This is a genomic window from Micromonospora sp. WMMA1949 (assembly GCF_027460145.1).
Taxonomy (GTDB): domain Bacteria; phylum Actinomycetota; class Actinomycetes; order Mycobacteriales; family Micromonosporaceae; genus Micromonospora.
On sequence record NZ_JAPZBG010000001.1, the window covers coordinates 3,838,200 to 3,853,613 of the forward strand.

Sequence of the window (15,414 nt, forward strand, 5' to 3'; positions counted from 1 at the left end):
GACGACGGCCGTGCCGACGGCACGCCACGGACTTCCGTGACGGCCGCCGGCCCGGGTCGTCGTCCGGTCAGACCAGGCCACCGGCCCGCCGCCGGCGCAGCAGCACCAGGCCGCCCAGCGCCGCGGCACCGATCATGCCGGCGCCACCGGTGGCGAGGTTGCGGTCCACGCCGGTGGTCGTCATGCCGCCGTCGCCACCGTCGACCCCGCCGCGCGGCAGGACGACCAGCTCGCCCTCACCGCAGGAGCCCCGCAGCTCGTAGCGGCCCGGCCGGGCGTCGTGCGAGACGGTGGCCTCGCCGTAGTAGACGAAGTCCTTCCCGTGCTCCCAGCCGTCCTTGTCGTAGTCGCGCTCGGCGTCCTTGCCGTAGTCGCCCTTCTCGTCCTGCCAGGCGCCTCCGCTCGCCTGCCAGTCGTCCTTGCCGCCCTGCCACGAGCCGTGCTCGTCCTTGCCGTAGTCGCGCTCGGCGTCCTTGCCGTACTCGCCCTTGGCGTCCTTGCCGTGCTCGTCCTTGCCGTGCCGCTCCTTGCCGTCGGGGCCGTGCGCGTCCTTGGTCCAGTCGGGCTCGCCCCGCTTCTCCTTCTCCCAGCCCGGCTCGGCGTCCTGGCCGTACTCGTCGTGCCCCTGCCAGTCCCCGGGCTCGACGGCCGCGCCGGCACCCGCACCGCCCGGCTGCGGCTGTCCTTCCGGCTGGCCGCCCGGCTGGGGCTGGTTCGCCGGAGGCTGCGGCATCCCGTCGCCGCCCGGACCGTTCCCGCCCGGACCGTTCCCGCCCGGACCGTTGCCGCCCGGACCGTTGCCGCCGGGGCCCTTGTCGTCCCAGCCCGGCTCGCCGCGGCCGTCCGGACCCTTGCCGTGCTCGTCCTTGCCGTCCGGGCCCTTGCCGTGCTCGTCCTTGCCGTCCGGGCCCTTGCCGTGCTCGTCCTTGCCGTCCGGGCCCTTGCCGTGCTCGTCCTTGCCCTCCGGGCCCTTGTCGTCCCAGCCCCAGTCCTTGTCACCGCCCCAGTCGCCGCCGCGGTCGGTCCGGTCGCCGTGCTCGCCGTCCCGGGCCGGGTGCAGGTCGACCTTGCCGGTCACCTTCGACCAGACGGTGGCGTGCTTCTGCGGCTCGGAGCAGATCGCGAGCAGTTCGACGGTGTCCCCCGCCTTCACCACGTGCGGCTTGGCGATGACCTTGCCGTCGTCGTGCCCGCCCGCGTAGGCCATCCCCGGGGTGAACGCGAGAAGGCCCGCCCCGCCGAGAGCGGCGCCCGCGACCACCTTCCCGAGCATCTTCTTAGCCATGACCAGCGTCTCCATCCCTGTTCGTCCTGAGCCCGACGTCAGTCGCGCTAAGGCCGACGTTAGACCTTTTCGCGAGTTATTCGGGGAAAGATTCGCTTTTAGGAGTTTGTCGAGATCAGGCGTGTCCGCGCTGTCCCCGACCCGGCGCGCCGATCGGCCCCACTTCGGTCGCCGTCGTCGCCGCTTCGCCCGTCGTGCCCCGGCGTCGCGGAGCTGCGCGCCGTGGGTGGAACGTCACGGGTGTCATCGGGCCGTTTTGACACCCATGGCGTTCCACCGAGCCGGGCGGGTCGTAGCGGACGGGGTTGGTGGGACGGGCGGGGCGGGTGCGGGCCGGCGGTAGGGTGGGCGGCGAGCGCATCGAACCATTGCCATGGAAGCGCTCCCATGCAAGAATCGCTGCACGCGGTTCGGGGAGCCACACCGCGAGCTCAGACGTCGAGGGCAACCGGCACCACCGGACGACGTCCGGCTCCATCGGCCGGTCCTGCGGACCGGTCGGCACCACCACCCCCCACAACGCCCGTCCGGGTCGGGCGTCCCCCGAAGAAACCCGTGGCGCGCACGGTCGTTCCCACGACCGCCGCCGCCATTTGCGCCGGGCCGTACGCGGATCCGGTCTCGCCCAAGGAGATCAGTGGCATGAATCTGTGGAGAAGGCTGTCCGGCCGGAGCCGGACGCTCGCGCTCACCAGCGCCGGCGTCCTGGTAGCCGGTGGACTGGTGACCCTCCCGGTCACCGCGGCGCAGGCCGCCACCCAGTGCAGCGTGACCTACACGACCAGCGACTGGCCCGGTGGTTTCACCGGCAACGTGACCATCAGGAACATCGGTGACGCGCTCAGCTCGTGGAACCTCGGCTTCACCTTCCCGAACAGCTCGCAGCGCGTGGTGAACGGCTGGTCCGCGAGGTGGTCCCAGAGCGGGCAGAACGTCACCGCGCAGAACGAGTCGTACAACGGGTCGCTCGCCAGCGGCGCCAGCACCACCATCGGCTTCAACGGCTCCTGGAGCGGCAGCAACCCCAAGCCGACCCAGTTCACGCTCAACGGCACTGTGTGCAACGGCGGCACGCCGACCACCAGCACCCCGCCGACGAGCACGCCGCCGACCAGCACGCCGCCCACGAGCACGCCGCCGACGTCGACCCCGCCGACCTCGACGCCGCCGACCAGCCCGCCGCCGCCCGGGCAGCGGGTCGACAACCCGTACGCCGGTGTGAAGGGGTACGTGAACCCCGAGTGGAAGGCCAAGGCCGAGTCGGTGTCCGGCGGCAACCGGGTGTCGAACAACCCGACCGCCGTCTGGATCGACCGGATCGCCGCCATCAACGGCACGCCGGACAGCAGCTCCAACGGCGCGATGGGCGTCCGTGACCACCTGGACGCCGCGGTCGCCCAGGGTGCCGGCTACATCCAGTTCGTCATCTACAACCTGCCCGGCCGGGACTGCTCCGCGCTCGCCTCGAACGGTGAGCTGGGCCCGGACGAGCTGCCCCGCTACAAGGCCGAGTACATCGACCCGATCGCCGCGATCCAGGGCGACTCGAAGTACCGGAACCTGCGCATCGTCAACATCATCGAGATCGACTCGCTGCCCAACCTGGTGACCAACACCTCGGGCAACGCGGGCGGCACGGTCATGTGTGACACGGTGAAGGCCAACGGCGCGTACGTGAACGGTGTCGGCTACGCCCTGGCGAAGCTGGGCGCGATCGGCAACGTCTACAACTACATCGACGCCGCCCACCACGGCTGGATCGGCTGGGACAGCAACTTCGGCCCGGTCGCCGACCAGCTCAAGGCCGCCGCTGTGGCCTCCGGCAGCACCGTCGCCAACGTGCAGGGCTTCATCGTCAACACGGCGAACTACTCCGCGCTGAGGGAGCCGTACGTCAAGATCACCGACACGGTGAACGGCCAGACCGTCCGGCAGTCCAAGTGGGCCGACTGGAACCAGTACCTCGACGAGCTGTCGTTCGCCCAGGCGTTCCGGCAGAAGCTGGTCTCGATCGGCTTCGACAGCAACATCGGCATGCTGATCGACACCTCCCGCAACGGTTGGGGCGGCGCCGCCCGGCCGACCGGCCCCGGCCCGTCGACCAGCGTGGACGCGTACGTCGACGGCGGCCGGGTCGACCGCCGCTTCCACACCGGCAACTGGTGCAACCAGGCCGGCGCGGGTCTCGGCGAGCGGCCGCAGGCCAACCCGGAGCCCGGGATCGACGCCTACGTCTGGGTGAAGCCCCCGGGTGAGTCGGACGGCTCCAGCAAGGAGATCCCGAACAACGAGGGCAAGGGCTTCGACCGGATGTGCGACCCGACCTACACCGGCAACGCCCGCAACGGCAACAACATGTCCGGTGCCCTGCCGGACGCGCCGATCTCCGGCGCCTGGTTCGCGGCCCAGTTCCAGCAGCTCATGCAGAACGCGTACCCGCCGCTCTCCTGAGCCGCGGTGAGGGCCACCCGCCGCGGCGGGAGTGAGGCACCGCCGCGCGGGTTCCCCGGGCCCCTGGTCGACGCCCACGTCGACCAGGGGCCCTCGGCCGTCCCGGTGTCAGGGCACGGTGCGCTCGATCGCCGCCCGGCCCAGCTCGGCCAGGTCGCGGCGGGCCCGTTCCAGGTTCTCCGGCGTCACGTCCTGACCCCGGGCCTGCACCAGGTCCTCCGGATCCCAGGGCTGCTCGGCGCCGGTACGGATGTCGTCCGGGGCGGCACCGGTGCCGGTGCCGGTCGCGCCGGTCCCGGCCGCGTACGGGTCACCGATCAGGTTCGGTGAACCGGTGTCCGGCACCGCGCCGTCCGGCTCGGTGAAGACGGGGTTGTCCGGGTCGGTGCCGCCGCTGCGCAACTGGGGCACCGTGCTGTCGTCGTCCACCGCCGCGGCCACCTCGGGGGTCTCCTCCAGCGGCCGCTCGCCACCGCGGTCACGATCGGTCATGCTGCTGCCCTCCTGTCCCTTCGCGTGATCCCCGTGGCCTACCCGGTGCGGACCGCGCCATGCGGGCGGAGGGGTCAGGACTCGTCGCGCTGCGGCTCCGGCGGCTCGGTCGGGCGCAGCCGCTGCCACAGCAGCATCAGCAGCCCGAACACCAGCATCGCCGCGCCGGCCCACAGGTTGATCCGCAGGCCCTGCGCCTTCTCGATCTCGGCGGAGGTGTCGAACAGTCCCAGCAACCCGACGATCAGGCCGTACGCCACGAACAGGCCGCCGATGACCCGGCGGATGTCGAACAGCCGGGCCGCGGCGGAGCGCTCCTCCCGGGCGTCCTCGGTCTCGTCGACCAGCGGGTCGTGCGCCTCGCCGCCCTGGTAGTGGCGGTCCGCGTCGTCTGCCATGGCGTGCGTCCCCTCCTTCAGAAGACCGGGATGTAGAACAGGGCGGCGAGGACCACGGCGACGACGCCGAGCAGCACCGGGGAGCGGTACCAGGCGGTGTCGCCGGCCAGCGAGTCGTCGGCGAGCGTGGTGTCGCTGAGGCCGTACACCAGCCCGGTCAGCTCCCGGTCGGTCTTCGGCCGGGTCAGCGGCGTGACGACCGCGGCTACCACCGCGACGGTGGCGAAGGCCAGGCCGGCGCCCCAGAAGCTCTCCTCCAGGTCCGAGTTGAAACTGATCACGCCGCCCTTGTAGAGCAGGTAGGTGGCGGTCGCGACGACGGTGCCGGACAGCAGCGACCAGAACCCGGCCAGCGGCGTCATCCGCCGCCAGAACATGCCGATGATGAAGGTGCCGAACAGCGGGGCGTTGAAGACCGAGAACAGCGCCTGGATGTAGTTCATGATGTTGCTGAACCCGGCCGCGATGAACGCCGTGCCGATGCCGATCACGACCGCGCCGACGGTGGCGATCCGGCCCACCTTCACGTAGTGCTCGTCCGGCATGTCCCGCCGGAAGTACGCCTGCCAGATGTCGTACGTGAACACGGTGTTGAACCCGCTGACGTTCGCCGCCATGCCGGCCATGAACGAGGCCACCAGGCCGGTCACCGCGATACCCAGCACCCCGTTGGGCAGCAGGTCGCGCATGAGCAGCGGGATCGCGTTGTTGTAGACCAGGTCGCCCTCGTCGGCGCCCAGCCCTTTCACGGTGACCAGGGCGATCAGGCCGGGGATCACGGTGACCGCCGGAATGAGCAGCTTCGGGTACGCGGCGATGATCGGCGTACGCCGCGCGGCACTCATGTTCCGTGCGGACAGGGCGCGCTGCACCTCGGCGAAGTTGGTGGTCCAGTAGCCGAAGGAGAGCACGAAGCCGAGGCCGAACACGATGCCCAGCCAGTGCGCGCCGAGTGGGTTGTCGGTGCTGCCGGTGCCCTCCCAGGCGTGCAGTCCGGCCTCGCCGAGCTTGGAGTCGCGGACCGCGTCCATCAGTCCGCTCACGCCGCCGACCTTGACCAGCCCGATCACCGTGATCGGCACCAGACCGGCGATGATCACGAAGAACTGGAGCACCTCGTTGTAGATCGCGCCGGAGAGCCCGCCGACGGTGATGTACGCCAGCACGATCACCGCGCCGACGATGATCGCGAACCAGAGCGGCCAGCCGAGCAGCGCCTGCATGATCAGGGCCAGCGCGTAGAGGTTCACGCCCGCGATGAGCACCTGCGCGACCGCGAAGCTGATCGCGTTGAGCAGGTGGGTGGGGCGGTTGAAGCGCAGCCGCAGGTACTCGGGGACGCTACGGACCTTGGAGCCGTAGTAGAACGGCATCATCACGATGCCGAGGAAGACCATCGCCGGTACGGCGCCGATCCAGTAGTAGTGCACGGTCATGATGCCGTACTGGGCGCCGTTGGCGGCCATGCCGATGATCTCCAGCGCGCCCAGGTTCGCCGAGACGAACGCCAGGCCGGTGACCCAGGCGGGCAGCGAGCGGCCGGAGAGGAAGAAGTCCACGCTGGTACGGATCGCGCGCCGGGCGGCGAAACCGACGCCGAGCACCGTGACGAAGTAGAGCGCGAGGATCAGGTAGTCCACCGCGTTCATGTCCAGACGCAGGCCGCCGCCACCCATGCCCGTGCTCCCCTCGTGTGCACCGCTGCCCGCACGTACCCCGATTGCGAAGTTTCATGCCTGCTGGCCGGTCTGGGTACGGCGGAGCCCCGGCCGGGTCGCCGGCCGGGGCTCCGTGGGGTTCTGCGGGGAGCCTCAGCGCCCCAGGACGCGGTCCAGGAAGTCGCGGTAGCCGCGCACGGCGACCCGGAGCTGTTCGGTGTCGGTGGAGCCGGACTCCTGCCAGGCGCCGAGCCGGGTGCGCTGCTCGCGCAGGGCGGTGGAGAGCGCCTCGATGGCCTCCTCGACGAGCGACTCCGCCTCGCCGACCGCGGCGCGCGGGTCGTCCACGAAGCGCAGCTGCACGTCGCGCCAGCGGTCCCGGAAGCCCTGCGCGGCCTCGGGTGCGAACAGCGTCGCCGCGTCGGCGGGCACCGCGCCGGCCGTGGGCCGCTCGGCGCCGGCCAGCGTCGTGCCGGCCGCCCCGGCGGCTGCCGCGCCCGCCGCCGCTGCGGCGGTGTCGGCGTCCACCCGGTCGTGCCGCCGGTCGGCGTCGTCGCTGGCGGGGACGGGCTCGGCGTCCGGGTCGACCAGGCCGGGCTCGGCGCTGCCGTACCCGACCGCGCCGTCGGCGGCCGCGCCGTCCCGGACGACGCCGTCGATGCGGTCGTCGGTGTCCACCGGGCGGTCGCCCCGGGCCACGTCGTCGCCGGTGCGGTCGTCCCGGCCGTCGCCGTCCACGTCATCGGCGGCGCCGGAGTGCTCGGCGTCCCAGCGGTCCCGGTCGTGCAGGCGGTCCCCGGCGGTCGGGTCGGCCCGCTCGTCGTCCAGCGGGTCGGTGCGTCCCGGCGCGCCGTCGCCCGGCGCGGCCGTGTCCTCGTCGCGCGCGTCGCGCTCGTCCTGCGGACGGCCGCCGGCCAGCGCCGAGGCGGCTACCGCGTCGCCCACCGTGGCCGCGCCGAACGCCGTCGGCAGCGGCGCCGGCTCGGCGTACGGGGGTCGTCCGTCCTCGTCGCGCCCGTCCTCGTCGGTCCGGTCGGCCGCGTCGCGCAGGTCCCCGGCGTCGTAGGCGCGGGTCTCGTCGACCTCGGCGTCGCGCCGCTCGTCGGCGACCGCCGGGTCGTCGAAGGTGCCGCGGTCGTCCAGCGCGTCCTCGGGCACGTCGGCCCGGTCGGCGTCGCGTCGGTCGGCGTGCTCGCCCGGCTGCGGCACCGGCACCGGTGCGGACCGGACGGCCTCGGGGTGGTCCTGCGTGACCTGCTGTTCATCCTGGCGCATGGCGGCGGCCTCCTCAGCGGCTCGGGACGTCGTGGTCGTGGTCGTGATCGGGGTGGCGCTGCTCCGGCTGCTGCGTCGACGTGGGCACCGGGTCCTCGCCGAGCAGGTCGGCGAAGAGGGCTCGGTAGTGCACGAGCGCCTGCCGGAGGTCCTCGGTGCCGGCCTCACCGCGCTCGTTGCGCTGCCGGATCTCGTGGGCGTCGCGGTAGTGGGTGAGCGTGCGGGCGTGCTCGACGGAGAGGTGGGCGATCTGGTCCGAGAAGTCCCCGGTGGGGTACCCGCGCTCGGCGATCAGACGGCTGACCAGCTCGTCGGCCTCGCCGACGGTCTCGGCGGGGGAGTCGACGAAGCGCACCTGGAGTTCTTCCCAGGCGGCGGCGTAGTGGGCCCGCGACTCCGGGCTCAGCGGGGTCAGCTCCAGCTCGGCGTGCCGGCGCTCCCGCTCCCGCAGCTCGCGCTCGGCGGCGCTGCGGCTGTCCTGTTCGGCGACGACCCGGTCGTACTCGGGGCCGAAGCGTTCGCGCAGCGCCCGGCGGCGGCTGGCGACCACGGCGACCGCGACGAGCGCGGCGATGACGGCGACGACGATGACTATGACGACTACCTGGGTGGACGACATGGCTCCTCCTTCGCACGCTGGTATTCCCTCGTGCGGGTGATCGCCAATCCCGTTCTGCGGCACTTTCCGCCCCGGCCGGGAAAAAGGCGCGCTGCCGCGACCGCCGTCCGGTGCCGCAGCGGTGTCCGACTGCGCCCGTCGTGCCCGTCTCGGACCGTAGTGAGAGCCGAGACGGCCGGTAGTGCATCCGCCCCGGATTACGTATCCTGCCCAAGGCGTCCGGGCCGGGGCCCGGCGTCGTGGCCGGCGAAACGGCGGCCGCTGCCGGCGCCACCGAGCGACACCTTCCCGGGCGAGGTCTGATTGAACACCCGTGACTGGCCGATCCGCGCCAAGCTGACCGCGCTGGTCATCGGCCCGGTGACCGGGCTGCTGGCGTTGTGGATCTTCGCCACCACGCTCACCTTCGGGCCCGCGCTCGACCTGCTCTCCGCGCGTACCCTCCTCTACGACCTGGGCCGCCCGGGCGAGGCCGTGGTGGCGGAGCTGCAACGTGAACGGCGGCTGTCGGTGGTCCAGCTCGCCGGCGACCGCGCCCTCCCGGAGCTGACCGAGCAGCGGGTACGCACCGACGACGCGATCGTCGAGCTGCGCCGCAAGGTCGACGGCGGTGACCTGCGCGACGTCGCCGACGCCCAGCTCGACAACCGGCTCGACCAGTTGGTCTCGGCGCTCGACGCGCTGCCCGCCGGGCGCGCGTTCATCGACGACCGGAAGGTCGACCGGGCCGGCGCCGTCGGCCTCTACAGCGGGATGATCGGCTCGGCGTTCCAGGCGTTCGGCGCCATGGCCGCGTTGCCCGACGCGCAGCTCAACCGGGAGGCGACGGCGCTCACCGCGCTGGGGCGCTCCCGGGAGCTGCTCGGGCAGGCCGACGCGCTGCTGGCCGGCGCCGTCACCGCCGGCCGGTACGCCGACGGCGAGCACGAGCAACTGGTACGCACCGTCGAGAACCAGCGCTTCCTGGCCGAGATCGCGGTGGCCGACCTGCCGCCCGCGGAGCGGGCCGCGTACCAGCGGATGACCGAGGGCGCCGGGTTCGGCAAGCTGCGCGCGCTGCAGGACAGCCTGGTCCGCTCGTCCGCGCTGCCCGCCCGGTTCGACATGCGGGCGTGGGACACCAGTCACGCCGAGGTGTGGAAGAGCCTGCGCGACTTCGAGCTGCGCGGCGCCGACGCCCTCGCCGAGCGGTCGGTGCCGATGGCCACCCGGATCCTCGTCCAGCTCGCCGCCGCCGGGGTGCTGGGCCTGGTCGCGATCGTGGTGTGCGTGCTGGTGGCGCTGCGGGTCGGCCGGTCGCTGGCGCAGCGGCTGACCGGCGTACGGGCGGCCGCGACCGAGGTGGCCGAACGCCGGCTGCCCGACGTGGTCGCGCGGCTGCGCCGGGGCGAGGAGGTCGACGTGGCCCGGGAGGCGCCCGAACTCGACCACGGCGGCGACGAGATCGGTCAGGTGGCGCGCGCCTTCAACGAGGTGCGCCGGACCGCGGTCCGCGCCGCCGTCGACGAGGTGACGCTGCGCCGCGGCTTCAACGAGGTGATCCTCAACCTGGCCCGGCGCAGCCAGGGGCTGGTGCACCGGCAGCTGGCGCTGCTGGACCGGCTGGAACGGCGTACCGAGGACCCGGACGAGCTGGCCGGGTTGTTCCAGGTCGACCACCTGGCGACGCGGCTGCGGCGGCACGCCGAGGACCTGGTGATTCTCGCCGGGGCCGCGCCCGGACGCGGCTGGCGCCGGCCGGTCGCCGCCGTCGACGTGATGCGCGGCGCGATCTCCGAGGTCGAGGCGTACGACCGGGTCGACGTGGGCGAGGTGGCCCCGGCCGGGGTGCTGGGCCGGGCCGTCGGCGACGTGATCCACCTGCTCGCCGAACTGATCGAGAACGCCACCACGTTCTCCCCGCCCGGCACCCGGGTGGACGTCACCGGCCGGACCGTCCCGGACGGCTACACCATCGAGATCACCGACCGGGGACTGGGCATGTCCGCGCCGGCCCTGGCCGACGCCAACCGCAAGCTGGCCGAGCCGCCGGAGTTCGACCCGGCCGGCAGCGCCCGGCTGGGGCTGTTCGTGGTGGCGCGCCTGGCCGCCCGGCACGGCGTACGGGTGGAGCTGCGGCCGTCCCGCCCGGCCGGGATCGTCGCCGCGGTGTTCGTACCGTCGGAACTGATCACCGACGAGCCGCCGGTGGGCGCGGACACCTCCGCCGGGCCGGAACGGCGGCGCCTGGCCAAGGTGACGCGGCTGGCCACGGTGCCCCGGCCGGGGCGGCCGGTCCGGCCGGGCCGGGACCGGTCGGAGAGCACAGTGGTCCCGTTGCAGTCGGCGCGCGCCTCGACTGTGGAGCCACCTGCCGACGACGACGGCCTGCCCCGCCGGATCCGGCGCCGCGGCGCGACGGCGCGTCCCCGCGCGGTTGTCACCGACACTCCGGCCCACCGCACCCCGGAGGAGGCCCGCCGGGCCATGTCGGCGTTGCAGGCCGGCACCGCCCGCGGACGCCGGGACGGCGCCCGCACCGCCGGGACCGACCCGGCCACCCCCACGACCGAAACGCGCGACACCGGTACGCCGTCCACGACCGCGGGGCCGGGCGTTCAGCCCGCCCCGCCGGCGCCGGACCCACGAACCGCGACTGAGAGGGACGCCTAGTGGTGCACACGACGCGGCAGAACGCCGATCTCGACTGGCTGCTCGACGACCTGGTGGAGCGCGTTCCCGCCGCCCGCCAGGCGGTGGTGCTCTCGGCGGACGGGCTCCTGCTCGGGGCCTCCACCGACCAGGACCGCACCGACGCGGAACACCTGTGCGCGCTGGCCTCCGGCTTCTCCGGCCTGGCCAAGGGCGCCACCCGGCACCTGGGCGGCGGCGCGGTCCGTCAGACCGTGGTGGAGATGGAGTCGGCCTACCTGTTCGTGACCGCCGCCGGGCAGGGCGCCTGCCTGGCGGTGGCGAGCGACGCCGACGCCGACATCGGCCTGGTCGCGTACGAGATGGCGATGCTCGTCATCCGGGTCGGGGAGAACCTGGCCGCGCCGAGCCGGGTGGCGAGGGAGCGGACCGATGCGCGCTGAGTCGCCGGGGCCGCAGCACGAGTGGCTGGACGCCGACGCCGGACCGGTGGTGCGCCCCTACACGCTCACCGGCGGCCGGGTGCGCCCACCCGTCGACGGCTTCGACCTGCTGGCGTTCGTGCTGGCCACCAGTGGCGCGGACCCGGCCGGTACGCCCGGCCTCCAGCCGGAGCACCGCCGCCTGATCGAGCTGGCCCGGCGGCCGAAGGCCGTGGCCGACCTCGCCGCCGACCTGGACCTGGCCGTGGGCGTGGTCCGGGTGCTGCTCGGCGACCTTCTCGCCCATGGACTCGTCGCGGTGCACCGCCCACCGGCCACCGCGTACCTGCCCGACGACAACATCCTCAAGGCGGTGGTCAGTGGACTCCGTGCGCTATGACCGGGAGCCGGAGGCGGCACGAGTGCCGCTGGCGCTGAAGATCCTCATCGCCGGTGGCTTCGGCGCCGGAAAGACGACGCTGGTCAGCGCGTTGAGTGAGGTTCGGCCGTTGCAGACCGAGGAGGTCCTCACCGGGGCCGGGCTCGGTACCGACGACGTCTCCGGGGTCGAGCAGAAGTCGACCACGACCGTGGCGATGGACTTCGGCCGGATCACCATCAACGACGACCTCCAGGTCTATCTGTTCGGCACCCCGGGCCAGGACCGGTTCTGGTTCCTCTGGGACGAGCTGGCGTTCGGCGCGCTCGGCGCGGTGGTGCTCGCCGACACCCGGCGGCTCGCCGACTGCTTCCCCTCGATCGACTACTTCGAGCAGCGGGGCATTCCGTTCGTGGTGGGCGTCAACTGCTTCGAGGGTTCCCGCCGGTTCGGCCTGGAGGCGGTCCGCGACGCCCTCGACCTGGACCCGGACGTGCCGCTGGTGCTCTGCGACGCCCGGGACCGGCAGTCCGGCAAGCTGGTGCTGATCTCGCTCGTCGAGCACGTGGCGCGGCAGCGCGGCGAGCCGGTGCCGGTGGGCTGAGCACCCGCACCCGATCCGTCGGGCGCGGTGGGACTGACCGGGCGCGCCACCGGGAAGCCTCTGGTTGGATCGCAGGCAGGACCGACGAGAGGTGGGAGCGGTGACCGGGCAGGACGAGATCGTCCACATCGGTGGCTACACGGCGGAGACGGGCGGGCGGGCCGAGGGCGTCGTGGCGGCCCGGCGGGACCGGGCGACCGGGGAACTGACCCCGCTGGGCGTCGTGGCGGTCACCCCGTCGCCGTCGTTCCTGGTGCGGCATCCGGCGCTGCCGGTGCTGTACGGGTGCAACGAGTTGCCCGACGGGCAGGTGAGCGCGTTCCGGGTGGCACCGGACGGCGACCTCACGCCGCTGGGCGTCCGCGAGACCGGCGGCGCGGAGCCGTGCCACCTGGCGGTCGCACCGGACGGGCGGCACCTGTTCGTGGCGAACTACGGCGGCGGCAGCGTGGCGGTGTTCGGCCTGGACGCCGACGGCGTGCCGGGGGAGCGCACCGACCTGGTGCGGCACACCGGCCACGGCGCCGACCCGCAGCGGCAGGAGCACGCGCACTGCCACATGGTCTCGCCCGACCCGGCCGGCGGCGGGCTGCTCGCTGTCGACCTGGGCACCGACTCCGTCTACCGGTACGCGGTCGACGCCGGCCGGTTGACCGAGCGGGAGCCCCGGGTACGGACGGCGCCCGGGACCGGGCCCCGGCACCTGGCCCGGCACCCGGACGGGCGGCGCTGCTGGCTCGTCGGCGAGCTGGACGCCACGGTCACCGCGTACGAGCTGACGCCGGACGGGCCGCGGCAGCGGACGCGTGTCGACGCCAGCGGCCGGACCGGGCACGTCCAGCCCTCCGAGGTGGCGGTCGGGCCCGGGGGACGTTTCCTCTACGTGGGCAACCGCGGTGTGGGCACGGTCGCGGTCTTCGCGCTCGACGGTCCCGCGCCGGAGCTGGTGGCCGAGGTCGACACCGGCGGCGAGTGGCCCCGGCACTTCGCCTTCGCCGGTGCGCACCTGTACGTGGCGGACGAGCGGGCCGACATGATCAGGATCTTCCGGGTGGATCCGGACGGCGGGGTGCCCGAGCCGGTGGGGGAGCCGGTGCCGGTGGCCAGTCCGACGTGCGTCCTACCGTGACGGAACGGTCACCAATTGCCAGTCCGAAGTGGACTGAAGTCACCTTAAATGACTGACCAGTAACTTAACGTATGGGTTAGGTGATCAACTGTTTCTGCTGCGTAACTTTCGTCCGAACGGTTGTGGTGGTAACCCCACGAGGTACGCAAGATGGTCACCGTGTCTGGCCGCCATCGCATGCGTTCTCACCTCCGCGGAGCAGGTGCCGCCGCCGTGGCGGCCGCCCTGGTCGCCGTCGTAGCCGGCTCCTGGTTCGGCTACCAGCAGCTGGCCGGCCCGAACTGTTCGGGCCGCATCGAGCTGTCGGTGGCGACCGCCCCGGAGATCGCCCCCGCGGTGCGCGCCGCCGCCGACCAGTGGGTCTCCGACGGCGCGGCGGTGGGCGGAACGTGCATCGCGGTGAACGTCTCCTCGTCCGAGTCGGTCGAGGTGGCTGCCGCGGTGGCGAGCAAGCACGGTGCCACGCTCGCCGGCGTCGGGCAGGCCAGCGGCACCGCCGTCACCCCCGACGTCTGGGTGCCGGACTCCTCGACCTGGCTGGTCCGGCTCAAGAGCGGCGGGGCCAGCGCGTTCGCGCCGACGAACGGTGCCTCGATCGCGCGCAGCCCGGTCGTGGTGGCGCTGCCCGAGCCGGTGGCCTCGCGCATCGGGTGGCCGGACAAGAAGCTGCGCTGGTCCGACCTGCTGACCCAGGTCACCGCCAGCAAGCCGCTGCGGGCCGGGATCGTCGAGCCGACCCAGGACGCGGCCGGCCTGTCCGGCCTGCTGTCGCTGACCGCCGCGGCCAGTTCCACCGGCGAGTCCGGCTCGCCGAAGGCGCAGGAGGCGATGGTCGGTGCGCTGCGTGCGCTGGCGACCAACCGTTCCTCGCTGCGGCAGGACCTCCTCGCGCGGTTCCCGCGCTCGTCGGACCCGACGGCGATCGCCAACGGGCTGGGGGCGGCGGCGCTGTCCGAGGAGGACGTGATCGCCTACAACAGCACCAAGCCGCCGATCCGGCTCGCCGCGCTCTACCTCGAGCCGGCGCCGATCCCGCTGGACTACCCGTTCGCGGTGCTGCCCGGCATCGAGCCGTCCAAGGCGTCCGCCGCCCGGGTGCTCTTCGAGGTGCTGCGTACGCCGGCCTTCAAGGACCGGCTCGCCTCGCAGGCGCTGCGCGCGCCGGACGGCAACTGGGGGCAGGGCTTCCAGGCCCCGACCGGCGCGCCGAGCCCGGCCAACGGCGGCGCGAGCCAGGTGCCGCCGTCGGGTCAGGGCGGCGCGGCCGACCTCGACCCGGGTGCCATCTCGACCGCGACCACCACCTGGTCGGTGGCCACGCAGTCGGGCCGGATGCTCTGCGTCATCGACGTCTCCGGCTCGATGAAGAAGCCGGTCGCGACCGCCAACGGCGCCAGCCGGGAGCAGGTCACCGTCGCCGCCGCGAGCCAGGGCCTCGGGCTGTTCGACGACTCCTGGTCGATCGGCCTCTGGACCTTCTCCACCAACCTCCAGGGCTCGCAGGACTGGAGCGAGTTGGTCGGAATAAAGCCTCTGTCCAGCAACCGGGGCGCGCTCCAGCGCGGCCTGGCCTCGATCAAGCCCTCCAGCGGCGACACCGGCCTGTACGACACCATGCTCGCGGCGTACAAGAAGGTGCAGCAGGACTGGGAGCCGGGCAAGGTCAACTCGATCGTGCTGTTCACCGACGGCAAGAACGAGGACGCCAACGGCATCTCGCAGAAGGAACTGCTGGACCAGCTGAAGAAGCTGAAGGACGACGAGCAGCCGGTCCAGGTCGTCATCATCGGCATCGGCACCGAGGTGAACCGGGCCGAGCTGGAGTCGATCACCAAGGTCACCGGCGGCGGCGCGTTCGTCACCACCGACCCCAGCAAGATCGGCGAAATCTTCCTCCGGGCGATCGCGCTCCGGCCGCCCGCCCCCCGCTGATCTGAAGCTCAGCGCTAGTCTTCCGCCGTACCGGAAATCCGGTACGGCGGAAGGCTTCCCGGGTCAAGACGCGGGATGAGAACTGACGGTAATGCGTCCGAATCAATCGGTAACCATAATTGTCCAGGCATGATGACCG

13 protein-coding genes are annotated in these 15,414 nt (G+C 72.9%); 7 read left to right on the forward strand and 6 right to left on the reverse strand.

Features of this window, described 5'->3' with window-relative positions; all coding sequences use genetic code 11:
• Positions 1-67: 67 nt before the first annotated feature.
• Positions 68-1,285, reverse strand: coding sequence for a hypothetical protein (locus tag O7607_RS18105; RefSeq protein WP_269704414.1), 1,218 nt, complete (start codon positions 1,283-1,285; stop codon positions 68-70).
• 642 nt (positions 1,286-1,927) lie between these two features.
• On the opposite strand from O7607_RS18105, the gene O7607_RS18110 reads away from it, so the two are divergent.
• A complete protein-coding gene (locus tag O7607_RS18110; RefSeq protein WP_269704415.1) occupies positions 1,928-3,736 on the forward strand; it encodes a glycoside hydrolase family 6 protein in 1,809 nt (602 codons plus the stop codon).
• A gap of 108 nt (positions 3,737-3,844) precedes the next feature.
• Here O7607_RS18110 and O7607_RS18115 read toward each other — a convergent pair whose 3' ends face one another.
• The 5 genes from O7607_RS18115 to O7607_RS18135 all read right to left on the reverse strand — a co-directional run bounded on the left by O7607_RS18115 (position 3,845) and on the right by O7607_RS18135 (position 8,178).
• Positions 3,845-4,228 (reverse strand): hypothetical protein, encoded by a 384-nt coding sequence (locus O7607_RS18115; protein ID WP_135241748.1) that lies wholly within the window; start codon positions 4,226-4,228, stop codon positions 3,845-3,847.
• A gap of 74 nt (positions 4,229-4,302) precedes the next feature.
• Positions 4,303-4,626: a hypothetical protein gene (locus O7607_RS18120; RefSeq protein ID WP_269704416.1), complete on the reverse strand. Its 324-nt coding sequence runs from the start codon at positions 4,624-4,626 to the stop codon at positions 4,303-4,305.
• A 17-nt stretch (positions 4,627-4,643) separates the two neighbouring features.
• Positions 4,644-6,302 (reverse strand): sodium:solute symporter family protein, encoded by a 1,659-nt coding sequence (locus O7607_RS18125; protein WP_269704417.1) that lies wholly within the window; start codon positions 6,300-6,302, stop codon positions 4,644-4,646.
• A gap of 135 nt (positions 6,303-6,437) precedes the next feature.
• Positions 6,438-7,559, reverse strand: a complete 1,122-nt coding sequence (locus O7607_RS18130; protein WP_269704418.1) for a hypothetical protein — start codon at positions 7,557-7,559, stop codon at positions 6,438-6,440.
• Between the two features lie 13 nt (positions 7,560-7,572).
• Positions 7,573-8,178, reverse strand: a complete 606-nt coding sequence (locus O7607_RS18135; RefSeq protein ID WP_269704419.1) for a hypothetical protein — start codon at positions 8,176-8,178, stop codon at positions 7,573-7,575.
• Between the two features lie 303 nt (positions 8,179-8,481).
• Here O7607_RS18135 and O7607_RS18140 point away from each other — a divergent pair, with 303 nt between their 5' ends.
• From O7607_RS18140 to O7607_RS18165, 6 genes are all read left to right on the forward strand, one after another.
• Positions 8,482-10,830 carry a sensor histidine kinase gene (locus O7607_RS18140; RefSeq protein ID WP_269704420.1) on the forward strand — a complete coding sequence of 783 codons (2,349 nt, stop codon included), beginning with the start codon at positions 8,482-8,484 and terminating at the stop codon, positions 10,828-10,830.
• Positions 10,830-11,252, forward strand: a complete 423-nt coding sequence (locus tag O7607_RS18145; protein WP_269704421.1) for a roadblock/LC7 domain-containing protein — start codon at positions 10,830-10,832, stop codon at positions 11,250-11,252. Before O7607_RS18140 ends, O7607_RS18145 begins: the two co-directional genes overlap by 1 nt.
• The gene (locus tag O7607_RS18150; RefSeq protein WP_269704422.1) at positions 11,242-11,631 is read left to right on the forward strand and encodes a DUF742 domain-containing protein; all 390 of its coding nucleotides are present in this window, start codon (positions 11,242-11,244) and stop codon (positions 11,629-11,631) included. The genes O7607_RS18145 and O7607_RS18150 overlap by 11 nt, the downstream gene beginning before the upstream one ends.
• Entirely contained in the window at positions 11,612-12,214 is a 603-nt protein-coding gene (locus O7607_RS18155; RefSeq protein WP_269704423.1) for a GTP-binding protein, read from the forward strand. Before O7607_RS18150 ends, O7607_RS18155 begins: the two co-directional genes overlap by 20 nt.
• A gap of 100 nt (positions 12,215-12,314) precedes the next feature.
• The gene (locus tag O7607_RS18160; protein ID WP_269704424.1) at positions 12,315-13,343 is read left to right on the forward strand and encodes a lactonase family protein; all 1,029 of its coding nucleotides are present in this window, start codon (positions 12,315-12,317) and stop codon (positions 13,341-13,343) included.
• 177 nt (positions 13,344-13,520) lie between these two features.
• Complete coding sequence (locus O7607_RS18165) at positions 13,521-15,275, forward strand: substrate-binding domain-containing protein (protein ID WP_269704425.1); 1,755 nt, start codon at positions 13,521-13,523, stop codon at positions 15,273-15,275.
• Positions 15,276-15,414: the final 139 nt, after the last annotated feature.

What these genes read in the sequence shown, in the direction of transcription:
- O7607_RS18110 (WP_269704415.1), top strand. Translation starts at nt 1,928, where the DNA reads ATGAATCTGTGGAGAAGGCTGTCCGGCCGGAGCCGGACGCTCGCGCTC.
- O7607_RS18115 (WP_135241748.1), bottom strand. Translation starts at nt 4,228, where the DNA reads ATGACCGATCGTGACCGCGGTGGCGAGCGGCCGCTGGAGGAGACCCCC.
- O7607_RS18105 (WP_269704414.1), bottom strand. Translation starts at nt 1,285, where the DNA reads ATGGCTAAGAAGATGCTCGGGAAGGTGGTCGCGGGCGCCGCTCTCGGC.
- O7607_RS18120 (WP_269704416.1), bottom strand. Translation starts at nt 4,626, where the DNA reads ATGGCAGACGACGCGGACCGCCACTACCAGGGCGGCGAGGCGCACGAC.
- O7607_RS18165 (WP_269704425.1), top strand. Translation starts at nt 13,521, where the DNA reads ATGCGTTCTCACCTCCGCGGAGCAGGTGCCGCCGCCGTGGCGGCCGCC.
- O7607_RS18150 (WP_269704422.1), top strand. Translation starts at nt 11,242, where the DNA reads ATGCGCGCTGAGTCGCCGGGGCCGCAGCACGAGTGGCTGGACGCCGAC.
- O7607_RS18135 (WP_269704419.1), bottom strand. Translation starts at nt 8,178, where the DNA reads ATGTCGTCCACCCAGGTAGTCGTCATAGTCATCGTCGTCGCCGTCATC.
- O7607_RS18125 (WP_269704417.1), bottom strand. Translation starts at nt 6,302, where the DNA reads ATGGGTGGCGGCGGCCTGCGTCTGGACATGAACGCGGTGGACTACCTG.
- O7607_RS18130 (WP_269704418.1), bottom strand. Translation starts at nt 7,559, where the DNA reads ATGCGCCAGGATGAACAGCAGGTCACGCAGGACCACCCCGAGGCCGTC.